Raw genomic sequence first — 19898 nt, forward strand, 5'->3', positions numbered from 1 at the left:
AATGATCCTGTTTCCCGCCATCGATTTGAAAGACGGCCAATGCGTGCGCTTGAAACTCGGCGACATGGACCAGGCAACTGTGTTCAACGACGATCCGGGCGCTCAGGCCAAAGTTTTTGAAGATCAAGGCTTCGAGTGGCTGCATGTGGTTGACCTCAATGGCGCCTTCGCCGGAGAAAGCGTCAATGGCGCTGCGGTCGATGCCATTTTGAAGTCGACGAAAAACCCGGTTCAACTCGGCGGCGGGATTCGGACGCTGGACCATATCGAAGCATGGCTGGACAAGGGCATCAGCCGAGTAATCCTCGGCACCGTTGCGGTCCGGGATCCAGACCTGGTCAAACAAGCCTGCAAAAAATTCCCGGGCAATGTTGCCGTCGGGATCGATGCCAAGGGTGGCTATGTCGCCGTTGAAGGCTGGGCGGAAACGTCTGAGCTAACGGCTGTCAGCTTGGCGAAGCAGTTCGAGGATGCAGGCGTTTCGGCGATCATCTATACGGACATCGACCGGGACGGCATCTTGAAAGGCCTCAACATCCCGTCGACCTTAGAACTTGCCCAAGCCGTCTCCATTCCTGTGATCGCTTCCGGCGGTCTGGCTTCCATCGACGATATCCATCAGCTGTTGGAACCCGAGTGCGCCATCCTGGAAGGCGCAATTTCCGGCCGCGCGCTCTATGATGGCCGCCTCGACCCAACAGAAGCGATGGACCTGATCCGCACCAGCCGGAGCAAAGCCTCATGACCCTCAAAGCCCGTGTCATACCCTGCCTCGATGTCAAAGACGGCCGTGTCGTCAAGGGCGTCAATTTCGTGGACCTCGTGGATGCCGGAGATCCGGTGGAAGCGGCCAAGGCCTATGATGCAGCCGGGGCTGACGAGCTCTGCTTTTTGGACATTACCGCCAGCCATGAGGGCCGGGACACGATCTATGACGTTGTGCGGCGGACCGCTGAGGCGTGTTTCATGCCGGTGACTGTCGGCGGCGGCGTGCGCACCGTGGAGGATATCCGCAAACTCCTGATTGCCGGGGCAGACAAGGTGTCGATCAACACGGCCGCGGTCAATAATCCGGAATTCGTCAAGGAAGCGGCAGAAAAATTCGGCGCGCAATGCATCGTCGTTTCCATTGATGCCAAGCAGGTCAATGAGCCCGGCGAACCGGAGAAATTCGAGATCTTTACCCACGGCGGGCGCAATCAAACCGGAATTGACGCCATTGAATTTGCCAAGAAGGTGGTCGCGCTGGGAGCAGGCGAACTTCTTGTGACGTCCATGGACCGCGACGGCACAAAGTCTGGCTATAATCTGGCGCTGACGCGGGCGATCGCCGATGCTGTGCCCGTTCCGGTCATTGCCTCTGGAGGTGTTGGCAACTTGGAGCATATGGTGGAAGGGATCCGGGATGGCCATGCAACAGCTGTTCTGGCCGCGTCGATCTTCCACTTCGGCGAATACACCATTCACGAAACCAAACAGCATATGACGGACGCAGGCATTGCCATGCGGATGGACGGCTGAATGCCGCATAAAAGTTTCCGCAAGGACATAGACCAATGACGAAGTTCACACTGGAAGACCTCGACGTCATTATTGCTGCACGTGCGAAGAGCGCGGACGAGATGTCCTATACGCGCAAGCTCGTCGGCAAGGGCGTTGCCAAATGCGCTCAGAAACTGGGAGAAGAAGCAGTGGAGGCGGCGATTGCCGCCGTCAAAGAAGACCGGAAGGAACTGACCTCAGAAGCCGCAGATCTGCTTTACCATTTGCTGGTGGTTCTGAATGTCTTAAATGTTCCGCTCGATGATGTCATGGCAGAGCTTGCAGGGCGCACGGGACAAACCGGTCTTGAGGAAAAGGCATCCCGCCAACAGGAGTGATTCCTGATAGGCTATTGCCAACCGGCCGCTGCAGCAGGGACAAAGTCACCATGGATCAAAAAGTCGCCACTGCGCTGGACATGGATTTATCCCCCTACCGGGTGTTCACAGAACGCCAGTGGTCACGCTTGCGGGCGGACACGCCCATGACCTTGACCGAACAGGAAGTTGCCCAGCTTCAAGGCCTCAACGCCCCGGTTTCCATGGAACAAGTGGAAGCGATCTATCTGCCACTGTCCCGCCTTCTGGCTTTTTATGCAGAAGCCACCGTTGGCCTTCACCAGGCGACCCAGGACTTTCTTGGAACACGGGACGGCAAGACGCCATTTATCATTGGTGTTGCTGGATCTGTTTCCGTTGGAAAATCGACCACCAGCCGCGTTTTGCGCGAACTTCTGGCCCGCTGGCCGGCCAGCCCGAAAGTCGATTTGATTACAACGGACGGATTTCTGTTTCCCAATGCCATTCTGGAATCCGAAGGCCTAATGTCCAAAAAGGGTTTTCCGGAAAGCTTCGACCGGCCGCGTCTGCTGAAATTCCTCTCCGATATCAAAGCCGGCAAACGCAATGTCCGCGCACCCGTCTATTCGCACTTCTATTATGATGTCATGCCAGGCCACACGGTCACCGTCGACAAGCCGGACATTTTGATTGTTGAGGGTTTGAACGTATTGCAAACGCGCGAATTGCCGAGGGATGGCCGGGCGGTTCCGTTTGTGTCCGACTTCTTCGACTTTTCTGTCTACATGGACGCCGATGAGGAACTGCTGCGGCAATGGTATGTCGACCGCTTTATGCGCCTCAGAGAAACCGCCTTCCGCGATCCCGGCTCTTACTTCCATAAGTATTCCCGCATCACGGACGAAGAAGCGGTCGAAACTGCCAATAAAATCTGGGCTGAGATCAACTTGTTGAATCTTCGGGAAAACATTCTGCCGACCCGCCCGAGAGCGGACCTGATCCTGACAAAAAATGCGAGTCACCGCATTTCCAAGGTGGCGCTGCGCAAGGTCTGAATACATCGACAGCTTACAAAAAACCCGCGAAGCCATGCCACGCGGGTTTTGTCTGTTTTGAGAGCTGAGGCGCTCTATGCCGCTGAACGCTTGCGCACTTCGCTTAAGAACGTCGCCACTTGATCACGCAGCATGCCGGCGTTCTGCTCTAGTTGCTGGGCTGATGCTTCAACGTTGCCGGCCGTGTCTTTGGTGTTTTCCGCAGCTGAGGCCACCGATTCAATGCTGGTCGTCACTTCAACCGTGCTGCGCGAGGCTTCCGTCGCGTTGGTCGCGATTTCCTGAGTCGCGACACCTTGCTCTTCGACCGATGAGGCAATGGAGGACGCAATCTCGTTCATGTTGTTGATGATCTCGGTCACCGAGGAAATCGCGCTCGCCGCATGGCCGGTCTCGTCCTGGATCGCCGTGATCTGGCTGGAGATCTCTTCCGTTGCCTTGGAGGTCTGGGTCGCCAGTTCCTTCACTTCCGATGCAACAACTGCGAAACCTTTGCCCGCTTCACCGGCACGGGCGGCCTCAATGGTCGCATTCAGTGCCAGCAAGTTGGTCTGCTCGGCAATGGCTTGAATGAGCGTGACAACCTCGCCAATTCGGCCGGCCGATTCAGACAGACCATCCATCCGCTGGTTGGTTGCTTCCGCTTCGCTGGCTGCTTTGGCAGCAATCTGGCTGGAAGATTGTACCTGGCGGCTGATTTCGCTGACCGACGCCGATAATTCTTCCGCTGCTGCTGCCACCGTCTCAACATTATGGGAAGCCTGAGAAGAAGCATTGGAAACAAATCCGCTTTGTTCGGTCGTCTGAGCTGCAACACCGGTCATGTCCGCTGACGCCGACTGGAGGTTCTGGACTGAGCTGTCGATCGTGCTCATCATTTCCATGATTTGCTGATCAAACTCACCGCTGAGTTGCTGGATTTCCGCACCTTTGCGCGCCGCATCTTCCTGGCTGGCATTTTGTTGTTGTTCAAGGTTACGGCGCTCAGTCTCGTTCTGGACGAAGATTTCCATCGCAGACGCCATCTGACCAATCTCATCGCCCCGGCCGGCGCCTTCAATGTCTATACCAATTTCACCCTCTGCCAGGCGATTCATGCTGTTTGTCAATTGCTTGAGCGGACGAACCGTTGCACGCACCGCAATGACCGCTATCGAAATGGCAATCGCTGCCCCAACAAGCCCAAGCGCGATGATGACCATGGCTGCATTCCAGTAGGCCGCGTCCAGATCGTCCATATAGACGCCTGTTCCAACCCACCAGTTCCACGGGGAGAAATCGGCGCCCCAGCCATATTTGGCGACAGGTACTTCGCTGTTGGCGCGCGGCCAATAATACAAAACAGAACCTCCGCCGGCCTTCGCCTTGCTGGTCAATTCCGCGATGATCCGCACGCCAGTTTTATCTTTGAAATCCATCATGTTGGTGCCCACAAGGGAAGCCTTAGGGTGCACCAGGTTGATGCCGTTGTAGTTGTAAGCAAAAACGTAATTGTTGCCTTCGAAGCGGATGGCGCCAATCGCCGCCTTTGCAGCCGCTTGAGCATCTTCGCGGCTCATCGCGCCGGTCGTTTCTTGCCCGTGATAATATGCAGCGATCGATACGGCGCTGTTCGAGATATCCTCGATTTTGGCGATACGTTCTTCAAACATTGCCGAATAAAGGCTGTTGAGACTGATCACACAAATCGCAAACGTGAAGAGCAAAATCGTAGCAATTGGGAGACTTATCTTCCAGGTGATGGGCCAGCGCGCAAAGGACATAACGAGCGTTTCCTATTTATCATATCTTCCCTTAAGGAAACTCGTTATCGTTGACTAAATGATTAATTCGCCCGCCAATTTATCAATATTATCTTTAGCTTGCGTAATATTACCTATGTAGTTTTGACATTTATCTCTGATCTATAGGTAAAACCAATCATAGGATGTTTTGTTATTATCTATGGTTGCTAATGTTTAAGCGACTATGACATCAATCTTATAGAATTAATGCGTATCGTCTGCCTTTAAATCGGAAAAACCCGCAAAGCTTGGCTTCGCGGGTTTTGACTGTGCCGATTTTGTTGAAAGCTGAGGTACGTTAAGCAGCCGAACGCTTGCGCACTTCGTTCAAGAACGTCGCAACCTGATCACGCAGCATACCAGCGTTCTGCTCCAGCTGCTGGGCCGACGCTTCAACGTTGCCAGCCGTATCGCGAGTATTTTCCGCCGCAGACGCCACTGATTCAATGCTGGTTGTCACTTCAACCGTGCTGCGCGAGGCTTCTGTCGCGTTGGTCGCGATTTCCTGAGTCGCGACACCTTGCTCTTCGACCGATGAGGCAATGGAGGACGCAATCTCGTTCATGTTGTTGATGATCTCGGTCACCGAGGAAATCGCGCTCGCCGCATGGCCGGTCTCGTCCTGGATCGCCGTGATCTGGCTAGAAATCTCTTCCGTTGCCTTGGAGGTCTGAGTCGCCAGTTCCTTCACTTCCGATGCAACAACTGCGAAACCTTTGCCCGCTTCGCCGGCACGGGCGGCCTCAATGGTTGCATTCAGTGCCAACAAGTTGGTCTGCTCGGCAATGGCTTGAATGAGCGTGACAACCTCGCCGATCCGGCCCGCAGCTTCCGACAGGCCATTCATGCGCTGGTTGGTCGCCTGGGCCTCATTGGCAGCTTTCGCTGCGATCTCACTGGAGGCCTGCACCTGGCGGCGGATTTCATTGACAGACGCCGACAGTTCTTCTGCCGCAGCCGCCACCGTTTCCACGTTATGAGCCGCCTGGGAAGAGGCGTTGGAAACAAATCCGCTTTGCTCGGTTGTTTGAGCTGCAACACCGGTCATGTCGGCTGAGGCTGACTGCAGGTTCTGAACGGAACTGTCGATGATGCCCATCATCTCCATGATCTGCTGATCAAACTCGCCACTCAGGCTCTGGATTTCCGCGCCTTTGCGGGCTGCGTCTTCCTGGCTGGCGTTCTGCTGAACTTCCAGGTCCCGGCGTTCGGCTTCGTTCCGAACGAAAATCTCCATTGCGGACGCCATCTGGCCAATCTCGTCGCCCCGGCCAGCGCCTTCAACCTGGATACCAGTTTCACCGTCCGCCAGGCGGTTCATGTTAACTGTCAGCTGTGTGAGCGGACGAACCGTTGCACGCACCGCAAACACTGCGATTGAAATCGCAATCAAGGCGCCAAAAACAGCAAGCGCAATGATAACGGTTGCAGAGTTCCAGTACGCCGCATCGAGATCATCCATATAAACGCCGGTTCCCATCCACCAGTTCCAGGCAGAAAAATCAGCGCCCCAGCCGTATTTTGCGATAGCAACTTCGCTGTTTGCCCGTGGCCAGTGATACAGAACGGAACCGCCGCCAGACTTTGCTTGTTTCGCCAGCTCCTGAGTGATTTTCAATCCGCTTTTATCGGTGAAGTTCGACATGTCCGTACCGATAAGCGCGGTTTTTGGATGAACCAAATTGATACCGTTGTAATCATAGACAAAAACATAGTTGTTGCCTTCGAACCGGATTGCACCAATCGCTGCTTTGGCTGCAGCTTGGGCTTCTTCTCGGCTCATCTTCCCGGCTTTTTCCTGGCCATGATAGTGCTTTGCGATGGCAACAGCACTGTTTGAAATGTTTTCAATCTTGCTGATGCGCTCTTCAAACATGGCCGAGTAAAGGCTGTTGAGGCTAACCGCACAAATCGCAATCGTGAACAGCAAAATAGTGGCAATCGGAAGACTGATCTTCCATGTGATGGGCCAGCGAGCAAAGGACATGGCGAGTGATTCCCTAAGTTGAACTGAATATTCACTAATTCAGAACAACTGACCAAAACCTTAAATTTTTTAGCCGGATAATGGTAAAAATACCAATATAATCAAAAATTTGCACCGATGTTTTGCTTGAAGGGAAGTTTCCTACACGTCAGTTTTGGATATTACCGGCGTGCACAGAACACATCCCGCAAACCAGGCCGGGACCAAGTCGCATTTTGGATTTGACCTTTGAGCACGTGTCCTTGTGATTCGAAGTAAAATGTATTTGCACTTCCCTGGCGCTGCAGGGTAACGGCGCCATACCCCATCTCGGCAACTGTGGCCGTCCGGCCATCGGGTGAAAACACGACATTCAGATCGATACCGGCGGTACATAGATAATCGGCAACATTGGCCCGGCCGGCCTGCTGCGGATAGATTTGCTGGTTTGCCCCGCCAACACTTCCTGGGGGAACAGGGCCTGAAGGAAATTGCCCACCCGCCGGCCCTGAAAGACCATTGGGATTGGCGAACCCGCGTGGAGCACCTTTCAGAACAACTTCCCGGTAGGGTGTCTGGCTGACATAGATCCCGCGGCATTGACCCGAGGCGCCCCGGACTGTCCAAGCGTGGGACATGTAGGTTTGCTGTTCCAGGATCTGGCCGGGCTCAAGGCGGGCATAACGCCGTTCGCCGCCGCGATAGTCCACCCAATTGATATCGACTGCTTCCTGACTTGCATTCCTGAAGACGATTTCACCCGGTCGTTCTGCCTCGACTGAGCGGATCCGGCCAAGCTCTGTGCATGCAAGATCCGATCCCGGATCCTGGCCTGGCGGCAAACCATTGTCGGAAACAATCTGTTGGGCAAGCGCACAGGTCGCCACAAACAGGCGCACTGGCGTTGCACTGCCTTTCAGAGAAACTGTGTACGCAGGCATACTCTCGACAGTGATCGACAATTCCGATTGCTGGATCAATGCCTGCCAAAGCGGGTCGGTCATCTCCAATGTGATTTCCGGTAAGGAAACACCCGCCTCGTTATTACTCGAGGACCCGAATGCATTGTAGGTGGCCGAAAAATCACCTGCTGTGATGAACACAGTCTGTGGCATGCCTTCTGTCAGACCAGCCGGGGCCTGCTGGAAAGTTACCGCCGCATAGCCCGACTGCGTGCCACATTGCGCCCGGAAGTCCCGGTCATCCGTCTGTGGCACCGTGTGCTGTAACAAAGAAAGAGCGCCAGGCTGACTGCCGGGCTCGGCAATCCAAGTGCGGGCATCGGATGCCGGAATCAACACCGGCTGAGAATTGGCCTGCCCAGGAGATCCAGTCTGATCAAGCCGGTTCTGGACAGCCGTTTCCAGACTGCCTGGCAAAGCCGCCGTATCGGTTTGGCCGCTTGGAACGGAAATTGGTGTGTCAACTTGTTCTAATGGTTCCAATCCGCCAGGTTGCGCGTCAACCGGGTCGAGACCAGAAGAGACGGTACCCTGATCTTGGCTATCAGACTGTCCAGACGGAACCGCAGTGACGGCTGGCGTCGACGTGACCGGTTGATCCGGCGCACTCGTCGACGGCCCAGCAGCAACACCAGACCCTGTGCCCACCACCCGCGCAACAGCGCCGGGCTTTTCATTGCTCGTCACATCAACGAGAAGAGTGCTGCCACTGCAAATATCTGCATCGCGGTGCAAGACACGGCTGTTTTCCAGCGTGATTTCAAGCTTGATTTCACAGGGCGGCAGCGAATTGCTGCTTCCCATGGTGTCGATGACAACACCTTTGTCGTCCCGATTGATAATCGGCCGGTACTTTTTGTTGAGCGTCACGGACCGGATTCCGGGCTCGGCCGGTTCAACATTGATCCGAAGTGTTTCAGGCGCCGATTGCGCCAACGCCGCGGTCGCAGCACCAATTGCCGCTAACCCGGTGAGAGCAAGAACACTGGACCGGAAGTACAAGGACATATCAGAACGGACAGCCAAACGCCGCATGAGCGATCTCCGTTGGAGCGCGATGGATGATCAAGTGCCGTTACTTAGTCAAAGTGGCGCCGAAAGGGCAAGCCTGCGTTCTTCTGCCAAGGCAACTTGGATCGAAGTCTTGCTTAGCGGGGCGCACGTTTTGCCAGAATACGCTGCAAGGTCCGCCGATGCATGTTTAGACGGCGTGCCGTTTCGGAAACATTGCGGTCACACAGCTCATACACCCGCTGAATATGTTCCCAGCGCACCCGGTCGGCCGACATGGGATTTTCCGGCGGCTCGGCTTTTTCCTCCGGCTTGCGGGCGAGTGCGGCAACAATATCATCAGGATCGGCGGGCTTTGCCAAATAATCGATAGCGCCCATTTTAACCGCTGTGACCGCAGTTGCGATGTTGCCATAACCAGTCAAGATTATTGCCCGCGAGTCCGGTCTGCGGGCCCGGATTTGCTGAATTACATCCAGGCCATTGCCATCTTCCAGCCGCATATCGACGATTGCAAACGCCGGTACTTTCTGGCTGATCTTGACCACTGCGTCCTGCAAGCCGTCGGCCGTTTCAGTAATAAATCCGCGTTTTTCCATAGCCCGTGCCAGGCGTTGCTGAAAAGGCTTGTCATCGTCGACAATAAGGAGGCTCTTGTCCTCTATAGTATCAAGCGAAGCAGTCGGATCTGTCATATTGCGCAACCGTTTTTTCTTTTACGCTAGTTTGTACCGGGTCGGATGACTCCATGCCCTAACACGTACAGCTGAACTCTATTTCGTGTGGTTATGGTCCGAAATCGCCATTTCGTCTACTGCCGGATGATTTTCATAGGTCTCGCGCGGCCAACTGATGCGGATATGAGCGCCGCTGTGGGCCGGAGTGCGGTTTTCCAACTGCACCCGTGCGCCGGTTCGTTCCAGCAATGTTTTGGCAATGAATATGCCGAGCCCAAGGCCTCCACCCGTACTGCCACTGCCCGATTTTCCGCTCCGGACTGAGACATAAGGGTCGCCGATTTTTCCCAGAACTTCCTGAGCGAATCCGGGACCATCATCCTCGATCGTGATGTTGAGCATCTTATCATCCCAATCAGCCGATACCGTAACACTGGATTTAGCGAAATCGATGGCATTTTCAAGCAAGTTGCCAAGACCATAGCGAATGGCGGCATTCCGGGTTCCGATCGGCTCTTGGCCCCTGCCGTCCAGAACCGTATGAATAAGCAAGCCTGTTCCGCGGTGAGGATCGATCACTTCTTCCAGAAGCTGAGACACCGGCATACTTTGATAGGTTTTATCCTCATCACTCGACAGACTGGTGAGCCTTTTCAGGATTGTGCGGCACCGTTCAGCCTGCGAGCGGATCAATTCAACGTCCTCGCCGCGCGGATCCTTCTCCTCAAATTCATCGGAGAGTTCCTTGGCGACCAAATAGATCGTCGCAAGCGGTGTTCCAAGTTCATGAGCTGCGGCTGTCGCCAATCCATCCAGCGCATTGAGATGCTGTTCGCGTGCCAGAACCAACTCCGTTGCGGCCAGCGCATCGGCCATCTGCCGGGCTTCATTTGCAACTCGGAAGGCATAAATCGCCATAAAACCAAGGGTCAGAACCAAGGCCACCCAGATGCCAACCGAGTAGACCACCGGCAATCGGAAGTCTTCACCAACAAGCCAGGGAAGGGGTAAATGATAGACCGCCAAAATGCTTGCGCAAATTGTCGCCAGCGCGCCAAGCAACATTGTGTGGCGGGCCGAAAGGCCGGCGGCAGATACCATCACCGGGGCCATCAACAAAAACGCAAACGGATTGCCCAGGCCGCCGGTCAGATACAAGAGGCCACTCATTTGCAGAATGTCGTAACCCAGCTGAAAAAGCGCCCCCCGTTCCGATAGTCTGGTGACCGCCGGAGCCCGGATCTTCAAGAAAATGTTGAGCCAGGCAGACAATGCTACCAGTGCAAACGCAGGACCTGCAGGCAACGGATAACCGAGCCCAACGTGCACCACCAGCAAGGCGATGCTCTGTCCGCCGATGGCAAGCCAGCGAAGACGGACCAGGGTATCGAGTTTCAAGCGCCGGTGCGGCAAAATGATAGTAGAAGCGGGATCGTCAGCCATATGTCCCTTTTGATACGGTTTTTCAGGGCTTGCAAGCCGCAGGAAACCGAGCAGCCCTTGTATCCGGCCCAGCGAAATGGTAGCCAGCCGTCAACAGCGGTTGTGGGCAGACGCGGACCTGCAGCCTAGCGGGCCTCAAGGCCCTCACCTATGAACAGCACCGCGCAACGGAATTAAGACACGATGACCGACACCAATGACGGCGGCGCAGCCCCGCAGGCGGAAGGCGCCGATGCTGCACCGGGCATGAACATCCTTGGCCAGTACATCAAGGATCTTTCGTTTGAAAACCCGAATGCACCGCGCTCCCTGATCCAGGGCGACCAGCCGAAACTCGACATTAACGTGAATGTCGGCGCTCAACAGGTCGGCGATGATCAATTCGAAGTTTCGCTGACATTGTCAGCCAAAGCTGAACGTCCGGATATGGTATTGTTCAACGTCGAACTGGTCTATGCAGGTCTCTTCAAGATCACTGGTGTGCCGGAAGACCATATGCATCCGTTCGTTATGATCGAATGCCCACGCATGATCTTCCCATTCGCACGCAACATCATGTCGGAAGCAACGCGCAACGGTGGTTTCCCGCCGCTGATGCTCGACCCAATCGACTTCGCCCAGCTGTACCGCCAGAACATGGAACAGCAAGCAGCGGCGCAAGGCGCTGGCGAGCAGAAGCCGAACTAAATTTTTTGCGATAGCAAAAACAAAGAACCCGCACCGGCTTAGCCAGTGCGGGTTTTTTATGTTCATTTGGCTGGCGCAGTCCCGAACCTGATCGGGGATTAAAAAGCAACGCCCGCAGATCCCGGCTCGAGGCCGGGAAAGCAGAGAAATTTCGGCGGCTATTTCTTTACGTCACATTGAACGCGGCAATTGCGGCCATGTTGACGATGTCGCTATCCTTGGCGCCAAGCGGCACGATCTGAATCGATTTGTCGAAGCCGACCAGAAGTGGCCCAATGACCGTGGCACCGCCCAACTCCTGCAACATCTTCGTTGAAATCGACGCAGAGTGGAACGCCGGCATCACCAGGACATTGGCCGGTCCGGTCAGCCGGCAGAATGGGTAAGCCGCCATACGGTCTGTGTCGAGGGCCACATCGGCAGCCATTTCACCGTCATATTCGAAATCAACCCGGCGCCGGTCGAGGATCTTCACTGCCTCAATAACCTTTTCCGAGCGCTCGCCCCGCGGGTGGCCAAAGGTGGAATAAGCGAGCATGGCGACGCGCGGCTCATAACCGAGCTTGCGGGCAACATGGGCTGCTTCTTCAGCGATATCCGCCAGCTCTTCCGAATTCGGCATATCGATTACCGCCGTATCGGCAACCAGAACGGTGCGCCCACGAGCCAACGCCAGAGAGACGCCAATCACGCGGTGACCCGGTTTCGGATCAATGGTCGCCCGAACCGTATCTAGCGCCACCGAATAATTCCGGGTGAGACCAGTCACCATGGCGTCGGCATCGCCACGCGCCACCATGATCGCACCCCAGAAATTCCGGTCGTTGTTTACCATGCGCTGACAGTCCCGCAGCAAGTAACCGCGCCGCTGCAGACGACCATAGAGATACTGGGCATAATCGGAATTTCGGTCCGATATCCGGGCATTCTGGATAGTAATACCCGGCCGGTTGATATCAACACCTGCCTGATCGGCCATCGATTGGATTTCGTCTTCGCGGCCAATGAGAATAGCTTCGCCCAACCCCTGACTGACGAAACTTGCTGCAGCCCGGATGGTCGGCTCTTCCTCACCTTCTGCAAACACAACGCGCTTCGGCTGTTGGCGGACCTTGGTAAAGATCCGCTGCAAAGTGCCAGCAACCGGATCTCGGCGGGCCGAGAGCTGGTGTTTGTAAGCTTCCATGTCGACGATTGGACGCTGGGCAACACCAGAATCCATTGCTGCCTGAGCAACCGCAGGTGGGATCGCGTGAATGAGGCGCGGATCGAACGGGACCGGGATAATGTATTGCGGGCCGAATTTCGGCCGGTTGCCGCGGTAAGCCGCCGCCACTTCATCGGGCACTTCTTCGCGGGCAAGTTCCGCCAAAGCAGTGGCACAGGCAACTTTCATATCGTCGTTGATGGTTGTTGCCTGAACATCCAGCGCACCGCGGAAAATGTAAGGAAAACCAAGGACGTTGTTGACCTGGTTCGGATAGTCCGATCGTCCAGTGGCAACAATGGCATCGTCCCGAACTTCCGCAGCTTCTTCCGGAGTGATTTCCGGATCCGGATTGGCCATGGCAAAGATGATGGGGTTCGGTGCCATCACGCGCAGCATATCCGGGGTCAGCGCTCCTTTGACCGAAACGCCGAAGAAGACATCTGCACCCTTCATGGCGTCATAAAGCGAGCGGGCCTTGGTTTCGACGGCATGCGCCGACTTCCATTGGTTCATGCCCTCTTCACGGCCTTTGTAGATCACGCCTTTGGTGTCGCACAGCGTGACATTCTCATTCGGGACGCCCATTGCCTTGATAAGTTCGATACAGGCAATCCCGGCCGCGCCAGCGCCGTTACAAACAACCTTGGCATCCTTCATGTCCCGACCGGTCAGATGCAGGGCATTGATGAGGCCTGCCGCCGCGATGATTGCCGTGCCATGCTGATCGTCATGGAACACTGGGATGTCCATCAACTCGCGCAAACGCTGCTCGATGATGAAACAATCCGGTGCCTTAATATCTTCCAGATTGATGCCGCCGAAAGACGGGCCCATGTAACGCACCGAATTGATGAATTCATCGACGTCTTGGGTATCCAGTTCCAGGTCGATGGAATCCACGTCTGCGAACCGCTTGAACAGAACTGACTTGCCTTCCATCACGGGTTTGGAGGCAAGCGCACCAAGGTTTCCGAGGCCCAGAATGGCTGACCCGTTGGAAATCACCGCGACCAGGTTGCCCTTGGTGGTGTAGTCGTAGGCACGGCTTGGGTCGTCCGCGATCGCCAGCACCGGCACCGCCACGCCAGGTGAATAGGCCAGCGACAAATCGCGCTGGGTCGCCATTGGTTTGGTCGGAGTGATTTCCAGCTTTCCGGGCCGTCCTTGCTGGTGAAATTGCAAGGCTTCCTGATCGGTAAAACTGACGTTTGTCTTTGATGACGGTTTATCGGCGGACATGTTGCGGGCGTTTCCTTATTTTTTGGCGCGTCTGACGGCGGGGTATGACCTTATCTCCGGAAAATTGAAGCCTCAACCCAGGGGATCTAATCCCTTATGCGGATCAAGGCTGGCAGACGGGTAACCGGAACCCGTCGGTCTCTATTCACAACAAACTCTTTCTCCGGCACGGCATTGAGCCAGTTAGACCGATCTGGCGCTTTCACTTGGGTGCGGCTTGTTCTAGGTATCGGGAATGACCCAGACGAATGCGCAAAAACCGGCTCCGGCAGACACCAAAGTCACGCCGATGATGGCTCAATTCATCGAGATCAAAACCGCCAACCCGGATAGTCTTTTATTCTATCGGATGGGCGATTTTTATGAGCTTTTTTTTGAAGATGCTGAAGTCGCAAGCCGGGCATTGGGCATCACACTGACCAAACGCGGCAAACACAAGGGCGAAGACATCCCAATGTGCGGCGTTCCCGTCCACGCTGCTGATGACTACTTGCAAAAGCTGATCGCGCTGGGCCACCGTGTCTCCGTTTGCGAACAGACCGAAGATCCGGCGGAAGCAAAAAAGCGCGGCTCAAAATCCGTTGTCCGGCGCGATGTGGTGCGCCTCGTCACACCCGGTACGCTCACCGAAGAGCGGCTTTTGGATGCGGGCACCAACAACTATCTGATGGCGCTCACCCGGCTGAAAGGCGGATCTCTGGCGGGCGATGCGGTCTATGGATTGGCTTGGATCGACATGTCGACTGGCTCGTTTCAAGTGTCTGAGACAGACCACCAGCGTCTTGCAGCCGATCTCGCCCAGGTCAGCCCCAAAGAACTGATCCTGGCCGACAATCTCTTGCAGGAACAAGAGCTGCGCCAGCAAGCCGAACTTTCCGGCGGAGCACTCTCACCGGTACCGCGCGCTTTTTTTGACAGTTCGACGGCGGCAGACCGACTGGCCCATTATTTCGGCGTCAAAACCCTCGACGGGTTCGGAACCTTTAGCCGCGCGGAACTTTCTGCCGCGGCCGGAATCTTGTCCTACATCGAAAAAACTCAGCTCGGCGAACGCCCGCCGCTCGACCCGCCAGTGCGAGAGGCGGGTGCCGGCCGCATGCTCATCGATCCGGCCACCCGCGCCAATCTGGAACTTGCGCGCACGCTGTCCGGCGAAAAACAAGGCTCGCTGCTTTCGACCATCGACCGGACTGTGACCGGCGGCGGCTCGCGGCTGCTTGCCAGCCGGCTCGCCGGGCCGCTCGTCAATGTCGACGCCATCCAGCGACGACACGATGCAGTTGCGTTTTTCCTTGAAAACGAAATCATGCGCGAGGGCCTGCGCCAGACCCTAAAAGGCGCGCCGGATATGGCCCGCGCGCTGTCCCGTATTGCTTTGAACCGGGGTGGGCCGCGTGACATTCTGTCGATTGCACAAGGATTGGCGGCCGCGCGGGCGGTTCTCGACCAAACCGGCGCAACGCCCTCCGAAATCCCTGCGGAAATAGCTGCTGCCCGGGCGAGCCTGGATCAGGCCCCGCACGATCTCGGCGCTGAACTTGTGGCTGCGATCAAGGAAGAACCACCGCTTTTAAAACGTGACGGCAATTTTATCGCCACCGGCTACAACGCGGATCTCGATGAATTACGCGCGCTGCGCGATGAAAGCCGCAAGGTCATTGCTAAACTGCAGGCTGATTACTCCGAAGAACTCGGTCTCCGGTCGCTAAAGATCAAGCACAACAATGTGCTCGGCTGGTTCATCGAAGCCCCGACCGCACAAACCGAAAAGCTGACGGCAGATCCCTCCCGCTTCATTCACCGGCAGACCATGGCAGGCGCCATGCGCTTCACCACGACGGAATTGGCGGATCTGGAATCGAAGATCGCCAGCGCCGGCGAACGGTCGCTTGCCATCGAACTGGAGATCTTCGACCGCCTGTCACAGGCGATCATCGATGCCGGCGATGCCATCAAGTCCGCGGCTCAGGGCCTGAGCATCCTGGATGTTTCTGGCGCCTTGGCCAAACTCGCCCAGGACGAAAACTATTCCCGGCCACAGGTCGATGACAGCCGCGCTTTTGACATCAAGGGAGCCCGGCATCCTGTCGTTGAACTCGCGCTCAAAAAAGCGGGCGGGGAGAGTTTTGTCGCCAATGACGCCAATCTCGGGCCTGAGGCCGACGAAGATATCGGCCATATCTGGTTGATTACGGGTCCGAACATGGCCGGTAAATCGACTTTTCTGCGCCAGAACGCACTGATTGCTGTTCTCGCTCAGATGGGGTCGTTTGTTCCGGCGATTTCCGCACAGATTGGTGTTGTTGACCGGCTCTTCTCCCGTGTTGGTGCGGCCGACGATCTGGCGCGTGGGCGCTCGACCTTCATGGTGGAGATGGTCGAAACCGCCGCGATCCTCAATCAGGCCGGTGACCGCTCGCTGGTGATTTTGGACGAGATCGGCCGGGGCACGGCGACCTTCGACGGGCTCTCCATTGCCTGGGCGACCATCGAGCACCTGCATGAGGTCAACAAGTCCCGCGCCCTCTTTGCCACGCACTATCACGAATTGACCGCGCTTTCCGGCAAGCTGGAACGGCTGTCGAATGCCACGGTGTCTGTGAAAGAGTGGAACGGTGAAGTGATCTTCCTGCACGAGATCGTGCCGGGTGCCGCCGACCGGTCCTACGGCATTCAGGTCGCCAAGCTGGCCGGCCTTCCGGCAACGGTCGTCGAACGCTCCAAACAGGTGCTTTCCCAATTGGAAGAACAGGACCGCAACGCGCCGTCACAAAACCTGATCGACGAACTGCCGCTCTTTGCAACGCTCGCCCCGCCGCCCAGCGCGGCAGCAGCCAGCCAAGAGGCAGACCCGATCCACGAAGCCCTCGGCGGCTTCGACCCCGACGACATGACCCCGCGCGAAGCTCTGGAAGCCCTTTATAAGCTGAAGGGATTGCAGGTCAGCGAGGGGTAGGGCCGTAACCAATCAACGCTGCCAGGAACAAACGGACTAAGCCATTGATCGGCTCTTGCCGGGCTGCAAAAGCCAAAAGGTCGTCTTTCATCATTACCTACTTGATCCGGCATGACGGGGGAAAGGGCGGAGCGCATCCTCTTTATTCACGCCGTCATCCCTGGCGCAGCGCAGCTAAGACCGAGGACCCACTCGTTTGCAGAGCGCCCTTGAATTGAACTCAAAATCTGCAGCAGGTGGAAAAGCGAGTAGATCCCCGCACGGGGGCGGGGATGACACACAGACGAATGTCGGTGCCCCTCGGTCAACTTATTGGCTGCGAAATGGCTATGTCCAGATGTGCCACCTATCCCGCCTGAACCGCTTGAATAATCTCCGCCAAAGCTTCGTCGTGGATCGGGGTGCCGTCTTCGCCCAGCGCGTCGAGCAGGGTCCAGTCGCCGTTGCCGGAAACTGCCAGGCACAGGGTCGCCGCCGGATGTCCGTCCCAATGATAAAAATAAAGATCCCCGGCCAGAATATCCGGCAGAAAGCGGGCAATGTTGTTGCGCATCCGCCGGTTTTCTTCTTCCAGCGCAGCACCGGTCTGAAGCGGGGATAGCTGAGAGGCTGCCGGAATAGGCGGTGGTGGAAACTCCCGGCTGCGTGTCGCGATGGTCGTCCAATGTGTCGACCACCAATTCAGGCTTTGCGGAGCTTTGGCGTCCCTTAGTGCTTTCAAAGCCGCCGGGCGCTCCGATAAGGTCAGGTTTCTGAGGCCAAAGTGTACCGTGTGCAGGATGCGGGCGAAGGAAAGACCCTTGCCCAAAAGCGCGCGTATATCGGCCTTTTCCGGCCAACCTGTCTCACTAAGTATCGCCTCGGTGACCTCGTCCTTTAATCGGACAAGGTCTTTGAGGTCCAAAGATCCGTTTTTGCTGTTGAGCGCGGATTTGATGGCCCGCCGCTCCAAAATACCGGATCCCGGCGGTATCTGCTCCAGGAGTGCCAGTATGGGTGCTTCGGGACACCGGCCGAGATACCGGCGCAGAACGGTTTCCCGGGTTGTCTCATCCAGAAAATTCGCAAATTGCTGACGCTGTTGAGGGCGGATCCGGCCAGCAGCACAAAACAATTCCAGCATCAAAGAAAGTGTGCCGAGGCGGCCAAGTGCCGTTTGCTGATGCACCTTGCGCCACAGTCCAGGCGCGCGGCGGAAAAGATCCATCAGCAGCCATTGCTGGTTGCCAAATGGGGCCGCCAGCCGGACCAGGATCCGAGGCAAGGTCGCGATGAATTCTTGAAGCGCCGTATCTGCGCCCGGTCCTGCGGCTATACCGGTGCCCAGTGTTTTTGGGTGATGGGCAAGAACACTTCTCAGCCCGGTCGTGCGGCCATAATCTGGCGCCTCAAAAACCGGCCAATCCGGCAGGAAATCCTCCGGGTCCCGATGCTGGCGCTGGATCTTGCAGCCAAATGGCTGATCCCAATAGCAATAGACGACCGCATTCTCGCCCGACCGCTCGGCCAGGCCTTCGTTGGTCCAGTCATAACTTGCATAGGTCGGCGGCAACGCCCGTTCCGGTTTTTCATCCAGCGCAAGCTGCTGCTGATCCGCCAAGCTCTCCTTTAATGCCATGTCGCTCTCTTCAGCGCTTATTCGATCAGGTAAACCCTGATCAAGCAGAGCCCCTACGGCAACGCTGCGGACGGATTCGTTTCCCGATATGCACAAGGCACCCCTGCGGTCGGCAAATTTTGCCGAGTTCAACCATATGAGAAGGTTGCTTCAGGGCGAAATGCTACTCCCAGTGATGACAGGCCTCTTGGAGTGCGCTAGAATTCGGATCTCTTCTTGGATTGCCTGACTAATTTCAGAAGGCGTTTTCGTGTTCAAATTCAAACCTTTGCCGCGTCAGGCCGCGCTGATCTTTGCGCTGCTTCTGACAAACAGCATTTGTATTTCCGCACTTGTTCCAATGATGGGCTTTTTCATCGTTGAAGGACTTGGGCAGGCACCGTGGCAGATCGGGCTTTATTCCGGATTGGTGTTGCCTTTGACGCTTGTTGCCAATCGCTGGTGCGGCGAGAGGTTGGATCACGGCGTTGCGATCAGAAAACTGCTTTTGATCTCTGTTTGCTCTTTTTTGGCCCTGACTGCGGTCCTGATACAGACGGCTAGCTTTTACGTTCTACTCGCCATCGCCCCTTTGATGAGCCTTGCCAACATGGGCTCTGGAACCATTTTCACATTCGGCCGACTTTATGCTGAAAAGCACGGTCTGGATATTGGCAAACTCAATTCGTGGCTGCGTATGGCGGTTTCGCTCGCTTGGATGATCGGCCCAGCCGCCGCCTTCAGCCTGTCTGCCACTTTCGGATTTACTACCGCTTTCGCGATCTCATTTGTTCTTGGTGTCTGTTATCTCATTCTCTGGCACGTTGTTGTTCCCAAAGAATTCCGGGCGCCACCGCGGCCGAAAAAAGACGCCCAGACTGACCCGATGAATTGGGGTCTGTTGATCGCCGCCACCATCTGCCTTGGTTTTGTGATCACCAATTCCCTGTTTCTATCGGCGATGCCGCTGTATTTTGTTCAGGAAACCGGACTGCCGGGTTCAACACCGGGTTTCGCCTTGTCGGTCAAGTGCCTTGTCGAAGTGTTCGTAATTTTCGGCTCCGTCCGATTGGCAGAACGGGTGGGGGTTCGTCCGGTGCTGTTTCTCGCCGCAGTTCTGGCCGTCATCAGCATGGTCTTGTTCTCCCACGCCACCACCTTGTGGCAGGTGCTCTCAATCGCCGTTTTGGAAGGAACCTATTATGGCCTGTTCGCGGGACTTTCGATCACCTTTGTGCAGAGCTTTGCGCCGGACCGGCCGGGCCGGGCAACAGCCGTCTACATGAACAGCTTGTTTTTTGGCGGGTTTATCGGCAGCGTTTCGATGGGTTTCATCGCAAGCGCCACCAATTTCAAAGTGGTCTTATATGTTGCCGCTGCCGCATCGCTTGTTTCCATGATCGTTCTTCTGGCAACAGCGCGGGTCCAGCCGAAAACTATCGAAGAGCGGGCCTGAGGCGAGCGGAGTGC

The 19898-nt window shown here is 56.2% G+C and carries 14 protein-coding genes; 7 read left to right on the forward strand and 7 right to left on the reverse strand.

Annotation, left to right across the window (positions count from 1 at the left end; translation table 11 throughout):
* Position 1 precedes the first annotated feature (1 nt).
* Genes hisA through coaA form a run of 4 tightly spaced genes read left to right on the forward strand, consistent with a single transcriptional unit; the run spans position 2 to position 2896 of the window.
* Positions 2-745, forward strand: coding sequence for a 1-(5-phosphoribosyl)-5-[(5-phosphoribosylamino)methylideneamino]imidazole-4-carboxamide isomerase (gene hisA / locus FJ695_RS03960; protein WP_141184225.1), 744 nt, complete (start codon positions 2-4; stop codon positions 743-745).
* A complete protein-coding gene (hisF, locus tag FJ695_RS03965; RefSeq protein WP_141184226.1) occupies positions 742-1521 on the forward strand; it encodes an imidazole glycerol phosphate synthase subunit HisF in 780 nt (259 codons plus the stop codon). Before hisA ends, hisF begins: the two co-directional genes overlap by 4 nt.
* Positions 1522-1556: 35 nt before the next feature.
* A complete protein-coding gene (locus FJ695_RS03970) occupies positions 1557-1880 on the forward strand; it encodes a phosphoribosyl-ATP diphosphatase (protein WP_141184227.1) in 324 nt (107 codons plus the stop codon).
* A gap of 50 nt (positions 1881-1930) precedes the next feature.
* Positions 1931-2896, forward strand: coding sequence for a type I pantothenate kinase (coaA, locus tag FJ695_RS03975; protein ID WP_141184228.1), 966 nt, complete (start codon positions 1931-1933; stop codon positions 2894-2896).
* A 74-nt stretch (positions 2897-2970) separates the two neighbouring features.
* Here coaA and FJ695_RS03980 read toward each other — a convergent pair whose 3' ends face one another.
* The 5 genes from FJ695_RS03980 to FJ695_RS04000 form a co-directional block, all read right to left on the reverse strand.
* Positions 2971-4659 (reverse strand): methyl-accepting chemotaxis protein, encoded by a 1689-nt coding sequence (locus tag FJ695_RS03980; protein WP_141184229.1) that lies wholly within the window; start codon positions 4657-4659, stop codon positions 2971-2973.
* A 319-nt stretch (positions 4660-4978) separates the two neighbouring features.
* Positions 4979-6667 (reverse strand): methyl-accepting chemotaxis protein, encoded by a 1689-nt coding sequence (locus tag FJ695_RS03985; RefSeq protein WP_141184230.1) that lies wholly within the window; start codon positions 6665-6667, stop codon positions 4979-4981.
* A 161-nt stretch (positions 6668-6828) separates the two neighbouring features.
* On the reverse strand, positions 6829-8643 hold the full coding sequence (locus tag FJ695_RS03990; protein WP_209010911.1) for a hypothetical protein: 1815 nt from the start codon (positions 8641-8643) through the stop codon (positions 6829-6831).
* Between the two features lie 113 nt (positions 8644-8756).
* Positions 8757-9314 carry an ActR/PrrA/RegA family redox response regulator transcription factor gene (locus FJ695_RS03995; RefSeq protein ID WP_141184231.1) on the reverse strand — a complete coding sequence of 186 codons (558 nt, stop codon included), beginning with the start codon at positions 9312-9314 and terminating at the stop codon, positions 8757-8759.
* Positions 9315-9392: 78 nt separating this feature from the next.
* Positions 9393-10739 (reverse strand): ActS/PrrB/RegB family redox-sensitive histidine kinase, encoded by a 1347-nt coding sequence (locus FJ695_RS04000; RefSeq protein WP_141184232.1) that lies wholly within the window; start codon positions 10737-10739, stop codon positions 9393-9395.
* A gap of 183 nt (positions 10740-10922) precedes the next feature.
* On the opposite strand from FJ695_RS04000, the gene secB reads away from it, so the two are divergent.
* Positions 10923-11426: a protein-export chaperone SecB gene (gene secB, locus FJ695_RS04005; protein ID WP_141184233.1), complete on the forward strand. Its 504-nt coding sequence runs from the start codon at positions 10923-10925 to the stop codon at positions 11424-11426.
* Between the two features lie 166 nt (positions 11427-11592).
* On the opposite strand, the gene FJ695_RS04010 is transcribed toward secB, so the two are convergent.
* On the reverse strand, positions 11593-13875 hold the full coding sequence (locus FJ695_RS04010) for an NADP-dependent malic enzyme (RefSeq protein WP_141184234.1): 2283 nt from the start codon (positions 13873-13875) through the stop codon (positions 11593-11595).
* Between the two features lie 235 nt (positions 13876-14110).
* On the opposite strand from FJ695_RS04010, the gene mutS reads away from it, so the two are divergent.
* On the forward strand, positions 14111-16831 hold the full coding sequence (gene mutS, locus FJ695_RS04015; protein WP_141184235.1) for a DNA mismatch repair protein MutS: 2721 nt from the start codon (positions 14111-14113) through the stop codon (positions 16829-16831).
* A gap of 346 nt (positions 16832-17177) precedes the next feature.
* Here mutS and FJ695_RS04020 read toward each other — a convergent pair whose 3' ends face one another.
* The gene (locus FJ695_RS04020) at positions 17178-18449 is read right to left on the reverse strand and encodes a hypothetical protein (protein WP_141184236.1); all 1272 of its coding nucleotides are present in this window, start codon (positions 18447-18449) and stop codon (positions 17178-17180) included.
* A 250-nt stretch (positions 18450-18699) separates the two neighbouring features.
* Here FJ695_RS04020 and FJ695_RS04025 point away from each other — a divergent pair, with 250 nt between their 5' ends.
* Positions 18700-19884 carry an MFS transporter gene (locus FJ695_RS04025; RefSeq protein WP_141184237.1) on the forward strand — a complete coding sequence of 395 codons (1185 nt, stop codon included), beginning with the start codon at positions 18700-18702 and terminating at the stop codon, positions 19882-19884.
* Positions 19885-19898: the final 14 nt, after the last annotated feature.

This window comes from Labrenzia sp. PHM005 (genome assembly GCF_006517275.1).
Lineage (GTDB): Bacteria > Pseudomonadota > Alphaproteobacteria > Rhizobiales > Stappiaceae > Roseibium.

Coding starts and splice junctions, on each gene's coding strand:
- hisA (WP_141184225.1), top strand. CDS start 2: ATGATCCTGTTTCCCGCCATCGATTTGAAAGACGGCCAATGCGTGCGC.
- hisF (WP_141184226.1), top strand. CDS start 742: ATGACCCTCAAAGCCCGTGTCATACCCTGCCTCGATGTCAAAGACGGC.
- FJ695_RS03970 (WP_141184227.1), top strand. CDS start 1,557: ATGACGAAGTTCACACTGGAAGACCTCGACGTCATTATTGCTGCACGT.
- coaA (WP_141184228.1), top strand. CDS start 1,931: ATGGATCAAAAAGTCGCCACTGCGCTGGACATGGATTTATCCCCCTAC.
- FJ695_RS03980 (WP_141184229.1), bottom strand. CDS start 4,659: ATGTCCTTTGCGCGCTGGCCCATCACCTGGAAGATAAGTCTCCCAATT.
- FJ695_RS03985 (WP_141184230.1), bottom strand. CDS start 6,667: ATGTCCTTTGCTCGCTGGCCCATCACATGGAAGATCAGTCTTCCGATT.
- FJ695_RS03990 (WP_209010911.1), bottom strand. CDS start 8,643: ATGCGGCGTTTGGCTGTCCGTTCTGATATGTCCTTGTACTTCCGGTCC.
- FJ695_RS03995 (WP_141184231.1), bottom strand. CDS start 9,314: ATGACAGATCCGACTGCTTCGCTTGATACTATAGAGGACAAGAGCCTC.
- FJ695_RS04000 (WP_141184232.1), bottom strand. CDS start 10,739: ATGGCTGACGATCCCGCTTCTACTATCATTTTGCCGCACCGGCGCTTG.
- secB (WP_141184233.1), top strand. CDS start 10,923: ATGACCGACACCAATGACGGCGGCGCAGCCCCGCAGGCGGAAGGCGCC.
- FJ695_RS04010 (WP_141184234.1), bottom strand. CDS start 13,875: ATGTCCGCCGATAAACCGTCATCAAAGACAAACGTCAGTTTTACCGAT.
- mutS (WP_141184235.1), top strand. CDS start 14,111: ATGACCCAGACGAATGCGCAAAAACCGGCTCCGGCAGACACCAAAGTC.
- FJ695_RS04020 (WP_141184236.1), bottom strand. CDS start 18,449: ATGGCATTAAAGGAGAGCTTGGCGGATCAGCAGCAGCTTGCGCTGGAT.